The sequence below is a fragment of the Fulverythrobacter fulvus genome (assembly GCF_037154085.1).
Classification (GTDB): domain Bacteria; phylum Pseudomonadota; class Alphaproteobacteria; order Sphingomonadales; family Sphingomonadaceae; genus Andeanibacterium; species Andeanibacterium fulvum.
Genome location: NZ_JBANRM010000001.1, coordinates 973,420 through 985,805 on the forward strand (window position 1 = coordinate 973,420; position 12,386 = coordinate 985,805).

The window sequence follows — 12,386 nt, forward strand, 5'->3', positions numbered from 1 at the left end:
CGGGTACCGAAGCGGTGGCAGGGCGTCAGCTGCCCGCTGCATCGCCGCCTCTGGCCTCGCCCGCAAGGAAGCTGGCATAGGCACCGGCGATCCCTTCCTCCAGTGCGATCCGGGAGCGCCACCCCATCGCGGCGATCCGCTCGCTGCTCATCAGCTTTCTGGGCGTACCGTCGGGCCGCGAAATATCCGTCACGATCCCGCCGCCGAACCCGACCACGCGGCACACCAGCTGCGCCAGCTCAAGGATCGCGATGTCGCTGCCGGAGCCGACATTCACGTGCTCGGCATCCGAATAGGTCTTCAGCAGGAAGACGCAGGCATCTGCCAGATCGTCCACATGCAGGAATTCGCGCCGCGGCGTGCCCGTGCCCCAGATGGTGATGCTCTCGGCGCCCGAAACCTTCGCCTCATGCGCCTTGCGGATCAGCGCGGGCAGCACATGGCTGGATTGCAGATCGAAATTGTCGCCCGGCCCATAGAGATTGGTCGGCATGGCGGAGATGAAATCGCAGCCATGCTGCCGGCGATAGGCCTGGCACAGCTTGATCCCGGCGATCTTGGCCACTGCGTACCATTCATTGGTCGGTTCCAGCGGCCCGGTCAGCAGCGCATCCTCCCGGATGGGTTGCGGCGCGAATTTGGGATAGATGCAGGACGATCCGAGGAACAGCAGCTTGCCCACGCCATTGCGATAGGCCGCCTCGATCACATTCGCCTCGATCATCAGATTGTCGTAGAGGAAGTCCGCCGGATAGGTGTCATTGGCCAGAATGCCGCCCACCTTGGCCGCCGCCAGACAGACCGCATCCGGCCTCTCGCGAGCGAACCAGTCCCGCACGGCGGCCTGATCGCCCAGATCCAGCACATCGCGCCCCGCCGTGAGGATTGTGCAACCTTCGGATTGGAGACGGCGGACGATTGCGGAGCCGACCATGCCGCGATGGCCTGCAACGAATACCCGCTTGCCCTCAAGCGCGAACTCAGGCCCCGTCATGCATCGCTTCCTTCAGCAGGCCGCTTGCGCAGGAACACATTCAGCACCGTGCCGAAATGGTCCGGCGCGAAACGCCAGGCCAGCCGCACCAGCCGCATCGCCAGCAGCGATTTCTGGACATAGGGCGGTTCCGGATTGGTGAGGTAGGAATAATTCTCCCACCGATCCGCCGGGAATGCCGCCCGCAGCCTGCCCAGCGTGTTGAGCCGGTATTCGGTGGGGAACACGTCCTGGCTCTGCCTGCCGGGCTGCAGCTTCGAAAGCGTCCTGGTGTGCAGGCGATTGGGGATGAGATTCGTCGCCAGCCCCACCATGCCCCAGCGATTGGGCGTGCGGGCGCAGAACCAGCCGCCGGGCTTCAGCACCCGGTCGATCTCCGCCGCGAATTCCACCGGATTGGCGACATGTTCCAGCACCCAGTCCGACAGGATCAGGTCGAAAGTGCCATCCGGAAAGGGATAGGGCTTGCCGATCTCGATCAGCCCGGCCTCGTCCAGATAGGGATTTTCGAACACCGCATCGTCCACATCCACGCCGACGACCTTCGCCACCTTGCCCCGCAGTGTCGCCAGCCGCGTGCGGTAGGAAGCGGGTTCGACCAGCAACTGGGCTCCGCGCCCCGCCCCAAGGTCCATCACGGTGAAATCGGGCCGAAGCAGCGCATTGACCCTGCTGTAGAACTCGACAGTTCCATCCACGCGCGAATATCCGCCCGCGCCGATTTCAGGAAACATCCGCGCCACATTCTCGCTGGCACTGCTCATCCACGCCTCCTCGATGGGGCTATCGCACAATGTTGCCGTCAGGTGTTGGTCGCAGAGATCGGTGCGTCCCGCATGATCTCCAGATCGGCCAGCACCATCTCTCGGGCCAGTTCGCGAACGGGCGTTTCGTGGCGCCAGCCCAGCTTCTGATGCGCCTTGGACGGATCGCCGATCAGCAGGTCCACCTCGGTCGGGCGGAAATAGCGGGGATCGACTTCGAGCAGGACCTTGCCCGTCTTCTGGCAATGCCCTTTCTCCTCCACGCCTTCGCCGCTGAATTCGATCGGGATGCCGGCATCCTCGAACGCCCAGCGAGCGAATTCGCGCACCGGCGTGGTTTCGCCGGTTGCCAGCACGTAATCGTCGGGCTCGTCCTGCTGCATCATCAACCACATGCCCCGGACATATTCCCGCGCATGGCCCCAGTCGCGCCGGGCATCGAGATTGCCCAGGAACAGCTTGTCCTGCCGGCCCAGCGAAATCGCCGCCACCGCACGAGTGATCTTGCGCGTGACGAAGGTTTCGCCGCGCAGCGGGCTTTCATGGTTGAACAGAATGCCGTTGGAGGCATGCATGCCATAGGCTTCGCGGTAATTGACCGTGATCCAATAGGCATAGAGCTTGGCCGCGGCATAGGGGCTGCGCGGATAGAACGGCGTGGTCTCGCGCTGGGGTACTTCCTGCACGAGGCCGTAGAGTTCCGAGGTGGAGGCCTGATAGAAACGGCAGGTCTTTTCCATGCCGAGGATACGGATCGCCTCCAGCAGGCGCAGCGTGCCCAGCGCATCGGAATTGGCCGTATATTCCGGCGTTTCGAAGCTCACCTGCACGTGGCTTTGCGCGGCGAGGTTGTAGATCTCGCTCGGCCGGGTTTCCTGCACGATCCGGATCAGGTTCGTCGCATCGGTGAGATCGCCGTAATGAAGGTGGAACCGCGCGTTCTCGACGTGGGGGTCCTGATAAATCTCTTCGATTCGCCCGGTATTGAAGGAAGAGGAACGGCGCTTCACGCCGTGAACCTCGTAACCCTTTTCCAGCAGCAGCGAAGCCAGATAGGCCCCGTCCTGTCCCGTTACACCGGTGATCAACGCAACCTTGTCTGCCAAGCTTTCCCCCTGTCCAAGTGGCGGTGAAAGAGATGCTTAGGCGGTAGTAGTTACGGGGTGGTTTGCGGCAACGCAAAAACGGCGACCTGCTGCATATAAACCTTGAGCGGAGCGGGTTTACCGCATTTGCGAGAAAAACCGCGGCCGCCTGCCCCCGCCCCCTCATCGCGAGGGGCGCAAGGGTGGACCGAATAGGCTGCATCGGCAATGCCGCTCGAACTTTCTCCTCCCCCCAGAGGGCACGGCCGGGATCGAAACTGCGAAATCAGCCCAGTTGCGCCGCGCCCTTGGCCACTTCCGCGAAATAGCGCGCCATTCCGTCTGCCGCCTTGTCCGACAAGGCGATGAAAGCACGGCGGCGATCCGCTTCATCTTCCACCCTTGCCAGCAGCCCCGCCTCGGTCATCTGACCGATCCAGCGCAAGGCAGTGGTCGGCGGAACGCCGGATGCGATGCACAGCGAGGTTACGGAAACCCGCTTGTGCTCCGCCCGGGCAGCCGTGAGGTCCAGCAGGATATCCCACGCCGGGTCCGCGAAAAGGTCCGCATCGAAGAACCGCGCACGCAACTGGCGCTGCCGGATGATCTGCCGCACAAGGCGGGGATCGGGCAGCGCCGGGCGCACTGCGCGGCGCATCCGGTCGCTGGCATCGCCGCCATCGTCCGACCCATGCCATCTTGAAGGAGGCACTTCGACCTGCAGCGTGCCGGCTTCGCCATGATGGCGGGCAAGCGCGCCTGCCGGATGCTCCACCCCCAGACGGTCGAGCTTCTGGGCAATTGCATCGACCTGTTCCGACAGGCGGATAAGCTGGAGCCGGTCTTCCTCCGACAATTCGCGCAGGCGCATCTGCGCCGCCTGACCGATCACCCGGCCCATGGCGACGATCCGTTCCGCCCGGCCCGGCGCCACGAGAATCTGGGCGCCCGACTGGTCGAGACAGGCAAAGACATCGTCCAGCGCGTCGATCCCGGTCGCGACCACCAGCTGCGCAGCGGAACGCGCAGCGCGCTGGTCGAGCTGCGTCAGCGCCGCCAGTTCGGCGGGCCCGACCTGCGGGCAATCCACCAGCACCACTTCGCCCAGCGGGATCGCCTCATTGGCCAGCAGGAGCGAGAGATCGCCGCACTGGCCGACGCGAAAACCGGCAACCAAAGCGTCTTCCCGGATTTCCTCCCGCACACGCGGGCGCGCGGCAAAAATCGAGACCGCCAGCGGCAGCCGGTCGACATGGGCAATCATGCCCGTGCCTAAACCCGTGCCTGTGGCTCCGTTCCCACCCATATCCTCATGGGCGAATTGCGCCTGTGCCACCGTGCAATCTCCTTAAGCGATCCGACTCTGATCCATTTTGAACATAGTGAGAACAAACAAGGATCAGGTCAAGGTCATTCAACTAAGGGATAATCACGATAGGGGTGCCGTCCGGCACGGCCTGCCACAGCTCTTCCATCTCCGAATTGGACAGGGCGATACAGCCATCGGTCCAGTCCCCCGGCACGCGGCCGAGCGGCATTGCATTGGGCTGGCCGTGAATGAAGATATCCCCGCCGGGAGAGCGTCCCTGTGACCGGGCATAGGCGCGATCCTGCGGGTTGGGATAGGATATGCGCAGCGAGAGATGGTAAGCGCTTTGCGGATTGCGCGTGTCGATGGTGTAGCGCCCCTCGGGCGTCCGCTCATCGCCTTCGAAGCGCTTGTGCCCCTGCGGCGCACCGCCCAACTGGATGCCGGAATAGGTCCTGATCTCCGTGCCCCCGGCATAGAGAGTCAGCGTCCGGTCCGACTTGTCGACCCGGATCAGATCGGCGCGCAGTGGTGGTCCCTCCCGCACGGAGGTGCAGGAAGACAGGGCCAGTGCCGCACCTGCGGAGAAGGCGGCGGAAAGGGCGATGCGCAAGGTCATCGCCCCACTCCATATCAGTCGAGGAAGGGATCCCGCACCAGGATCGTATCTTCGCGTTCCGGGCTGGTGGAAACCAGCGCCACGGGCGTTTCGATCAGTTCCTGCACGCGCTGGATATATTTGATCGCCTGCGCGGGCAGATCGGCCCAGGAACGGGCGCCGGCAGTGGTGCCGCTCCAGCCTTCCATTTCCTCGTAGATCGGCTCGACCGCGGCCTGATCGGCGGCGTGGCTGGGGAAGTAATCCAAGACCTTTCCGCGCAGGCGATAGCCGGTGCAGATCTTCACTGTCTCGAACCCGTCGAGCACGTCGAGCTTGGTCAGCGCGATGCCGGTGACGCCGGAAATGGCGCAGCTCTGGCGCACCAGCACAGCATCGAACCAGCCGCAACGGCGCTTGCGGCCCGTCACGGTGCCGAATTCATGGCCCCGCTCGCCCAGGCGCTGGCCGGTCTCGTCCTCCAGCTCGGTGGGGAACGGGCCGGAGCCGACGCGGGTGGTGTAGGCCTTCACGATGCCCAGCACGAAGCCGGTCGAGCTGGGGCCGAGGCCCGAGCCGGAAGCGGCCGTGCCGCTGACCGTGTTGGAACTGGTGACGAACGGATAGGTGCCGTGATCGACGTCGAGCAGCACGCCCTGCGCGCCTTCGAACAGGATGCGGGCACCGGCCTTGCGCACGGTGTTGAGGCGCTTCCACACCGGCTGCGCGAATTGCAGCACGAAGGGCGCGATTTCGCTGAGTTCGGCCAGCAGGGCCGCGCGATCCACCGGATCCTGCCCGAAACCGGCACGCAGTGCATCGTGATGGGCGCAGAGGCGGTCGAGCTGGGCGTCGAGCGAATCGAGATGAGCCAGATCGCACACGCGGATCGCGCGGCGGCCGACCTTGTCCTCATAGGCCGGGCCGATGCCGCGACCGGTCGTGCCGATCTTGCCGGAACCGGCAGCCGTTTCGCGCAGGCCGTCAAGATCGCGGTGCAGCGGCAGGATCAGCGGGCAATTATCGGCAATCGCGAAATTATCCGGATTGATGACGACGCCCTGCCCTTCGAGCTTTTCGATCTCGGCCTTGAGGGCCCAGGGATCGAGCACCACGCCATTGCCGATGATCGACAGCGTGCCGGTGACGATGCCCGAAGGCAGCAGGCTGAGCTTGTAGACCTTTTCGCCCACCACCAGCGTGTGGCCGGCATTGTGGCCGCCCTGGAAACGGACGACGGCATCGGCGCGGCTGGCAAGCCAGTCGACGATCTTGCCCTTGCCTTCATCGCCCCACTGGGCACCGATCACGGTAACGTTAGCCATGCTTATACCTCACCACCCTGCCAGGTGGATCCTCTACGCCCTTCGACAGGACTCGGCGACGGGATGAAATCCGGGAAGGAAGCGGTTCACGCTGCCTCAATGCGGGGGCGCGTTAATGGCTTCCGGCTCCCGGAGTCAAGGCCATGTCACATGACCCCGCACGACAATTTGCGACAATTCGCGGCTGGAATGGCCAGTTTGCGCGATTAGCGTGCGTGCGGGGGCCCGAAAGGACGAAACGCATGCAGTTCGTAGCCCTGGCCTCCGGCCTCCTCTTTGCCTCCAGCCTCACGCTCACTTTTGCCGACGCAGCCTGGGCCGCCTCGCGCGAGGGCACGCAGACAGCACGGGCTGCCCCTGCTCGCACCGCTCCTGCCCGCGCGATTGCCAAACAGACCATCAGCTATGGCAGGGACAAGCTCCAGACGCTGGATTTCCATTCGGCGAAGACCACGCGCGGGCCTGCGCCGCTGGTGATGTTCGTGCATGGCGGCGGCTGGTCCAAGGGCAGCAAGGATAATGCGACCGGCAAGGACAAGGCCCCGCATTACACGGGCGAAGGCTATAACTTCGCCACGATCGATTACCGGCTGGTGCCCAAGGCAACGGTGGAACAGCAGGCGCAGGACGTGGCCGACGCACTCAAGGCCCTGCTCGACCGTGCGGGCCAGCTTGGCATCGACAAGAGCCGGGTGGTGCTGATGGGCCATTCGGCCGGGGCGCATCTGGTGGCGCTGGTCGGTACCGATCCGCGCTATCTGAAGGCGGCCGGCCTGTCCGAACGGGACATTGCCGGAGTGATCCCGATCGACGGCGCCGCCTATGACGTGCCCGAACAGATGAAGGCGGCACGCGGGCCGTGGCTGGGCAATATGTTCGGCAACGCATTCGGCAAGGACCCGGCCCGGCAGCGCGAACTTTCGCCCACCTTCCACTCGGCAAAGCCCAATGCCCCCGCTTTCCTGATCCTCCACGTCCAGCGCGCCGACGGCATCCGCCAGAGCAACGCGCTTGCCGACGCCCTGCGCAAGGCAGGCACGGATGTGACGGTGAAGAGCTTCCCCGGCAAGGGCCTCAAGGGCCACATGACCATCAATCGCAGCCTGGGCGATCCGGACTATGCCGCGACCAAGGCCGTGGATGACTGGCTGAAGCGGATTTTCGGGTAGTTCATCCCCTCCCCGGCACGGGAAGGGGGACCGTGCGAAGCCCGGTGGTGGGGGCTGGCCCGACAGTGCGAACTTGAAGGGCAGGCCTTATCGCCCGTGCCCCTCCACCACCCTGCGGGTGGTCCCCCTCCCCTGTCAGGGGAGGATATGCGCCGCGCCGCCTTCCAGCACATGCGAACAGCCCAGCGTGGCCGCATCATCCGCATCCGAAAGCGCGGCAATCGTGCGCCAACCTTCCGCGCGCAGCTTCGCGGCTGCCGCAGGATCGTGGCCCAGCGGAAGGAACACCGCCTCGCGCGCGGCGCCATTGGCGGCCACGTCGATCAGCGGATCGGGATAGAGCGAGAAGCCGGTTGCGGCCTCGCCGCCGCCCTGTTCCCCGGCGGCATCGCCGCTGATCCGGTAAGTGCCGCCGCGCCCCAGCAACCCGCGGACGCCTTCGGCATAGATCGTGAAGCCGAACCAGCTCTGATATTCGAAGCCGTGCCGTTCCGTGGGATCGAGCGTCAGCCGGGCAGCACCAGCAACGCGCGATGCAATTTCCTTCAGGCCCAGGATGCGGCTTTCCAGCACGCCGCCCACATCGATGCCTGCCAGCTTTTCGATGGCGCTCTCAAACGGCCCGGTGGCGTAGAGCAGCGGCAGGTAGCTTTCGCCGCCCACAGCCTTGAGCCCGCCCGCATCCTTGGAATCGAGTTCGCGGCGCACTGCGTCGATTGCCTGCGGGTCGAGCGGCAGGATGCTGGTGGCCAGCGTGTCCACCAGATCGGGCAAAGTGAAGTCCACCGAAACCCCGGTCGCCCCGGCGGCCTTGGCGGCTTCGATTGCCATGGCGACAATCTCGGCGGCGGCGGCGACACCGTCGCTGCCGATCAGTTCCGCGCCCACCTGCAGGCGTTCCCGACTGGGATCGAGCGCGTCGGCCTTGATCGTCGTCACCGGGCCCGCATAGGCAAGGCGCAGCGGGCGCGGCGCGGCGGCAAGGCCGGTTTCGGCAATGCGGCCCACCTGCGGCGTGATGTCGCTGCGCAGGGCCAGCGTGCGCAGGCTGACGGGATCGATGAAGCGGAACATGCGGCGCGGCTGGATGCCGGCCATGCGCGCGGCGAGCGATTTCTCGAACTCGATCAGCGGCGGGCGCACGCGGTCATATCCATGCGCGTCCATCACATCCAGGATGGCACGCATGATCCGGGTGGCGGCAGCCGCGCTTTGCGGCAGCCGGTCTCCAAGCCCCTCGGGCAGCAGGTCGCGGTCGATATCGCTCATGTCGGAGAGCCCCTAACTCCTCGGGCTTGGCCTGTCGAACCCCCAATTGATGCAGGGCTCGCAAAAGGAAAGCCCGGCCCCGGAGAAAATCCGGGGCCGGGCCCATGGAGAGATGGTTATTGCAGGCGCCTTACGCGAAGTTGAGCGGCATCGCCCGCTTCACGCCCGGCAGGCTGCGAGCCTTTTCGAGCACTTCGGCCGGAACCGGCGTATCGACCGACAGCAGCAGCACGGCTTCGCCGCCAGCAGCCAGACGGCCGAGGTTGAAGGTACCGATATTGATGCTGTTTTCGCCCAGCAGAGTGCCGATACGGCCGATGAAGCCCGGCGCGTCTTCATTGACGATGTAGAGCATGTGGCCGGTCAGTTCGGCTTCGACCTTGATGCCGAACAGTTCGATCAGGCGCGGCTGGGAATTGCTGAACAGCGTACCGGCAACCGAACGCTCGCCCGCATCGGTCTTCACCGAAACACGGATCAGCGTGTGATAATCGCCTTCGCGCTCGGTCTTCACTTCGCGCACTTCAAGGCCGCGTTCCTTGGCGAGGAACGGAGCATTGACCATGTTCACCGTGTCCGAGTGGACGCGCAGGAAACCGGCGAGAACGGCCGCCACGATGGGCTTGGCGTTGAGTTCGGTCGCCGCGCCTTCGGTGTGGATCGAGATCCGCGGAACCGAACCATGCGTGAGCTGGCCCAGCAGCGAGCCGAGCTTTTCTGCCAGCGCCATATAGGGCTTCAGCTTCGGCGCTTCTTCGGCCGAAAGCGAGGGCATGTTCAGCGCATTGGTGACGCCGCCATTGACGAGGAAATCGCTCAGCTGGTCGGCCACCTGCAGCGCCACATTGACCTGTGCTTCGTTGGTCGATGCGCCAAGGTGCGGGGTGCAGATGAAGTTCGGCGTGCCGAACAGCGGCGATTCCTTGGCCGGTTCCACTGCGAACACGTCCAGCGCAGCGCCTGCGACATGGCCGGAATCCAGCGCTTCCTTGAGGGCCGCTTCATCGACCAGACCGCCGCGGGCGCAGTTGATGATCCGCACGCCCTTCTTGGTCTTGGCGATGTTTTCCTTCGACAGGATGTTGCGGGTCTGGTCGGTCAGCGGGGTGTGCAGCGTGATGAAGTCCGCACGGGCGAGCAGATCGTCCAGTTCGACCTTCTCGATGCCCAGTTCCACGGCGCGTTCGGCCGAAAGGAACGGGTCATAGGCGACGACCTTCATCCGCAGGCCCAGCGCACGATCGGCCACGATGCCGCCGATATTGCCGGCACCGATCAGGCCCAGCGTCTTGCCGGTGAGTTCCACACCCATGAAGCGGTTCTTTTCCCACTTGCCGGCCTGGGTCGAAGCGTCGGCTTCGGGCAGCTGGCGGGCGAGCGCGAACATCAGGGCGATGGCGTGTTCGGCAGTGGTGATCGAATTGCCGAAGGGGGTGTTCATCACCACCACGCCCTTTGCCGAGGCATAGGGGATGTCGACATTGTCGACGCCGATACCGGCGCGGCCGATCACCTTGAGGTTCTTGGCGGCGTCGAGCACTTCCTTGGTCACCTTGGTCGACGAACGGATGGCAAGGCCATCGTAGTCGCCGATGCGGGCGATCAGCTGTTCCGGGGTTTCACCGGTAATCACGTCCACGTCGCAGCCGCGCGCTTCGAAGATGCGGGCGGCGTTGGGGTCCATCTTGTCCGAAATGAGGACTTTGGGCTTGGTCATGGGATTTGTGTCCTTATGTCCTCTCCCCTTGCGGGAGAGGATGGGAAGACTTGGCGGCCTACCGCCTAGTCGAACCTGGAGAGGGGGCTCAATGCCAGCGCTTCGCGCACCCCTCTCCCCAACCCTCTCCCACAAGGGGAGAGGGAGTTAAACGGAGATCAGGCAGCGGCCAGAGCGGCCTTGGTTTCGGCATAGGCCCAGTCGAGCCAGGGGCCGAGCGCCTCGATATCGGCGGTGTCGACAGTGGCGCCGCACCAGATGCGCAGGCCCGGAGGGGCATCGCGATATCCGGCGACGTCATAGGCCGCGCCTTCCTTCTCCAGCAGTCCGGCGAATTGCTTGATGAAGTCGGCATCGGCGCCTTCGACCGAGAGGCAGACCGAGGTCTTGGAACGGGTGCCCATGTCGGCCGCGAGGTGGCTCAGCCAGTCGCGTTCGGCCACGATCTTGTCCAGCGCCACGGCATTGGCGTCGCTGCGTGCCTGCAGGCCCTTGAGGCCGCCGAGGCCCTTGGCCCATTCCAGCGCGAAGATCGCATCTTCCACCGCCAGCATGGACGGGGTGTTGATGGTTTCGCCCTTGAACACGCCTTCGGCCAGCTTGCCCTTGGACATCAGGCGGAAGACCTTCGGCAGCGGCCAGCTGGGGGTATATTCCTCCAGGCGCTGCACGGCGCGGGGGCCGAGGATCAGCACGCCATGGCCGCCCTCGCCGCCCAGCACTTTCTGCCAGGAGAAGGTGGCGACGTCGATCTTGTCCCACGGAATGTCGTAAGCGAAGACGGCGCTGGTCGCGTCGGCGAAGGACAGGCCTTCGCGATCGTCGGGGATCCATTCGCCATCGGGAACGCGCACGCCCGAAGTGGTGCCGTTCCAGGTGAACAGCACGTCGTCCGACCAGTCGACCTTGTCGAGATCGGGCAGCTGGCCGTAATCGGCGCGCATCACATTGGCTTCGAGCTTGAGCTGCTTGACGGCATCGGTGACCCAACCTTCACCGAAGCTTTCCCAGGCCAGAGCCGTAACCCCACGTGCGCCCAGCATGGTCCACATGGCCATTTCGAATGCGCCGGTATCGGAACCGGGCACGATGCCGATGCGGTGCGTATCGGGCAGCTCAAGCACTTCGCGCATCAGGTCGATGCAATAGGCAAGACGCGACTTGCCGATCTTGGCGCGGTGCGAGCGGCCGAGGGATTCGGTAGCGAGCTTTTCGGGGGAATATCCCGGCGGCTTGGCGCAGGGACCGGAAGAAAAGAAAGGACGCGCCGGCTTGGCCGCCGGACGGGCATTGGTATCAGTCATGTAGACTCTCCTCACAGAGAGCACGCGCGGCGTTGGGACCGCGTGGCCCGCCGCCGCACTTAGTAGCGCTGCGGGGAGTGTCAAGGCGAATTGCCGGGACGCGCGGCGATCCGCTTTTCGCAAACAGCCGTTTTAGTTGAAAATTAACCGTCTTTGTCGCAGAATCACGCCATGAAACGCGCATTCGCCCTGTTTCTCGCATCTGCCGCGCTCGGCGCCTGCTCGATGCTGCCGGGCGGAAGTTCGGGCAGCAGTTCCGGCCGCCAGGCCGTTCGCCCGGCCCAGCCCGCCTACGTCCCCAGCGCAGAGACTCGTCAATGCCTCACTCAGCTCGGCGCGGCCGAGGCGAGCTTCACTCCCCTGCCCGACAAATTTTACGGCGGCGGCTGCTCCACTGTGAACACTGTGCAACTTTCGGCACTTTACGGCGATGAGAGCCGCCCCCTCGGCCTCGCCAATATCGGCCCGGTCGCCTGCCCGGTGGCGAACAGTTTCGCCGGCTGGGCGCGTTACGGTGTCGACCGCGCCGCGCGGACAATCCTCGGCAGCCCTATCGCGCGGATCGAGACCTTCGGCAGCTATAGCTGCCGCAACGTCGCCGGCAGTTCGCGCCGGTCCGCCCATGCCACAGCCAATGCGATCGACGTATCGGGCTTCGTCCTCGCCGATGGTCGCCGGATCAGCGTGAAGCAGGCGTGGAGCAGCGGCAATCCGGCAGAGCGGGAATTCCTGCGCGTCGTCCATGCCAGTGCGTGCAAGCGCTTCGGCACCGTGCTGGGGCCGGAATATAACGAAGCGCACAAGGACCATTTCCACCTCGAAGGAGGCGGCCGGCCGTTCTGCCGATAGGGT

At 64.8% G+C, this 12,386-nt stretch carries 11 protein-coding genes; 2 read left to right on the forward strand and 9 right to left on the reverse strand.

Features of this window, described 5'->3' with window-relative positions; genetic code table 11:
* Positions 1 to 25 precede the first annotated feature (25 nt).
* The 6 genes from fcl to WFP36_RS04790 all read right to left on the reverse strand — a co-directional run bounded on the left by fcl (position 26) and on the right by WFP36_RS04790 (position 6,075).
* The gene (gene fcl, locus WFP36_RS04765; RefSeq protein ID WP_336978310.1) at positions 26 to 994 is read right to left on the reverse strand and encodes a GDP-L-fucose synthase; all 969 of its coding nucleotides are present in this window, start codon (positions 992 to 994) and stop codon (positions 26 to 28) included.
* Positions 991 to 1,758, reverse strand: a complete 768-nt coding sequence (locus tag WFP36_RS04770) for a class I SAM-dependent methyltransferase (protein WP_336978311.1) — start codon at positions 1,756 to 1,758, stop codon at positions 991 to 993. Before WFP36_RS04770 ends, fcl begins: the two co-directional genes overlap by 4 nt.
* 38 nt (positions 1,759 to 1,796) lie before the next feature.
* Positions 1,797 to 2,864, reverse strand: a complete 1,068-nt coding sequence (gmd, locus tag WFP36_RS04775) for a GDP-mannose 4,6-dehydratase (RefSeq protein ID WP_336978312.1) — start codon at positions 2,862 to 2,864, stop codon at positions 1,797 to 1,799.
* A 265-nt stretch (positions 2,865 to 3,129) separates the two neighbouring features.
* Positions 3,130 to 4,179 (reverse strand): winged helix DNA-binding protein, encoded by a 1,050-nt coding sequence (locus WFP36_RS04780; protein ID WP_336978313.1) that lies wholly within the window; start codon positions 4,177 to 4,179, stop codon positions 3,130 to 3,132.
* Positions 4,180 to 4,261: 82 nt separating this feature from the next.
* The gene (locus tag WFP36_RS04785) at positions 4,262 to 4,771 is read right to left on the reverse strand and encodes a L,D-transpeptidase family protein (RefSeq protein WP_336978314.1); all 510 of its coding nucleotides are present in this window, start codon (positions 4,769 to 4,771) and stop codon (positions 4,262 to 4,264) included.
* 14 nt (positions 4,772 to 4,785) lie between these two features.
* On the reverse strand, positions 4,786 to 6,075 hold the full coding sequence (locus tag WFP36_RS04790; RefSeq protein WP_336978316.1) for an adenylosuccinate synthase: 1,290 nt from the start codon (positions 6,073 to 6,075) through the stop codon (positions 4,786 to 4,788).
* A 242-nt stretch (positions 6,076 to 6,317) separates the two neighbouring features.
* Between WFP36_RS04790 and WFP36_RS04795 the strand changes: the two genes are divergently transcribed.
* Positions 6,318 to 7,244 carry an alpha/beta hydrolase gene (locus tag WFP36_RS04795; protein ID WP_336978317.1) on the forward strand — a complete coding sequence of 309 codons (927 nt, stop codon included), beginning with the start codon at positions 6,318 to 6,320 and terminating at the stop codon, positions 7,242 to 7,244.
* A gap of 135 nt (positions 7,245 to 7,379) precedes the next feature.
* On the opposite strand, the gene WFP36_RS04800 is transcribed toward WFP36_RS04795, so the two are convergent.
* The 3 genes from WFP36_RS04800 to WFP36_RS04810 form a co-directional block, all read right to left on the reverse strand.
* Positions 7,380 to 8,513 (reverse strand): ATP phosphoribosyltransferase regulatory subunit, encoded by a 1,134-nt coding sequence (locus tag WFP36_RS04800; RefSeq protein ID WP_336978318.1) that lies wholly within the window; start codon positions 8,511 to 8,513, stop codon positions 7,380 to 7,382.
* A gap of 130 nt (positions 8,514 to 8,643) precedes the next feature.
* Positions 8,644 to 10,230: a phosphoglycerate dehydrogenase gene (gene serA / locus WFP36_RS04805; protein ID WP_336978320.1), complete on the reverse strand. Its 1,587-nt coding sequence runs from the start codon at positions 10,228 to 10,230 to the stop codon at positions 8,644 to 8,646.
* Positions 10,231 to 10,388: 158 nt separating this feature from the next.
* On the reverse strand, positions 10,389 to 11,534 hold the full coding sequence (locus WFP36_RS04810) for a phosphoserine transaminase (protein ID WP_336978322.1): 1,146 nt from the start codon (positions 11,532 to 11,534) through the stop codon (positions 10,389 to 10,391).
* A 171-nt stretch (positions 11,535 to 11,705) separates the two neighbouring features.
* On the opposite strand from WFP36_RS04810, the gene WFP36_RS04815 reads away from it, so the two are divergent.
* Positions 11,706 to 12,383 carry an extensin family protein gene (locus tag WFP36_RS04815; RefSeq protein ID WP_336978323.1) on the forward strand — a complete coding sequence of 226 codons (678 nt, stop codon included), beginning with the start codon at positions 11,706 to 11,708 and terminating at the stop codon, positions 12,381 to 12,383.
* The last annotated feature ends 3 nt before the right edge of the window (positions 12,384 to 12,386 follow it).

Excerpts from the sequence above, each read along its gene's own strand:
- WFP36_RS04795 (WP_336978317.1), top strand. The coding sequence starts at position 6,318 with ATGCAGTTCGTAGCCCTGGCCTCCGGCCTCCTCTTTGCCTCCAGCCTC.
- WFP36_RS04815 (WP_336978323.1), top strand. The coding sequence starts at position 11,706 with ATGAAACGCGCATTCGCCCTGTTTCTCGCATCTGCCGCGCTCGGCGCC.
- WFP36_RS04800 (WP_336978318.1), bottom strand. The coding sequence starts at position 8,513 with ATGAGCGATATCGACCGCGACCTGCTGCCCGAGGGGCTTGGAGACCGG.
- WFP36_RS04785 (WP_336978314.1), bottom strand. The coding sequence starts at position 4,771 with ATGACCTTGCGCATCGCCCTTTCCGCCGCCTTCTCCGCAGGTGCGGCA.
- WFP36_RS04790 (WP_336978316.1), bottom strand. The coding sequence starts at position 6,075 with ATGGCTAACGTTACCGTGATCGGTGCCCAGTGGGGCGATGAAGGCAAG.
- serA (WP_336978320.1), bottom strand. The coding sequence starts at position 10,230 with ATGACCAAGCCCAAAGTCCTCATTTCGGACAAGATGGACCCCAACGCC.
- fcl (WP_336978310.1), bottom strand. The coding sequence starts at position 994 with ATGACGGGGCCTGAGTTCGCGCTTGAGGGCAAGCGGGTATTCGTTGCA.
- WFP36_RS04770 (WP_336978311.1), bottom strand. The coding sequence starts at position 1,758 with ATGAGCAGTGCCAGCGAGAATGTGGCGCGGATGTTTCCTGAAATCGGC.
- WFP36_RS04810 (WP_336978322.1), bottom strand. The coding sequence starts at position 11,534 with ATGACTGATACCAATGCCCGTCCGGCGGCCAAGCCGGCGCGTCCTTTC.